Source organism: Tsukamurella conjunctivitidis (genome assembly GCF_007858475.1).
Taxonomy (GTDB): domain Bacteria; phylum Actinomycetota; class Actinomycetes; order Mycobacteriales; family Mycobacteriaceae; genus Tsukamurella; species Tsukamurella conjunctivitidis.
This window is the reverse complement of record NZ_VIGX01000265.1, coordinates 1-539: the sequence shown is the minus strand read 5'-3', so window position 1 is coordinate 539 and position 539 is coordinate 1. Positions and strand designations below refer to the sequence as shown.

Annotated in this window: 1 protein-coding gene; it reads left to right on the top strand. The window is 67.3% G+C overall.

Annotated features, from left to right (window positions below; genetic code table 11):
- Window positions 1-89: 89 nt before the first annotated feature.
- Window positions 90-539 (top strand): hypothetical protein (locus FK530_RS25325; protein ID WP_146489523.1); only part of this gene is annotated, 450 nt, incomplete at its 3' end.

The window sequence follows — 539 nt, the reverse complement described above, 5'->3', positions numbered from 1 at the left end:
GACAGGACCCGAGAGCGCTGCGCGCGACACGCTGCCGGGTGATCGCGAGACCCGATCCTCTCCAGCGACGTGTGACTTAAACTCGGCGAATGTTCGCCGGCCGTCGTGACCTGGCGTCGACGGGGTGGATCCTCACGGGCCTCGTCCTCATCGACGGCGTGTTCTGCCTGCGCGGCACGATGCTCGGGGTCGACGAGTCCGCGGCCATCTGGCCGTGGTTCCCCGCTCTCATCCTGTTCGGCCTGTGGGTGTCCTATCTGGTCGTCTGGTTCCGACGGAGCCAGTCCCTCTCATGGCGCCTGCTGCCGATCCCGCTCATCGGAGTGCTCACCCTTGCACTCGCTTTCACCGATACCCCACGACGTCTGCAGTGGGCCTTCGACGAACCACGGCTCACCACCGCCGCCCAGCAGGTCCTCACCGACCCGCGCGTCGACTTCACCGAATACAGCGACCGTCGCATCGGCACGCTGCGGGTGCACCGGACGACCAAGACGGGCGGCGCTGTGCTCTTCGCCATCCCTCCGACCGACACCACG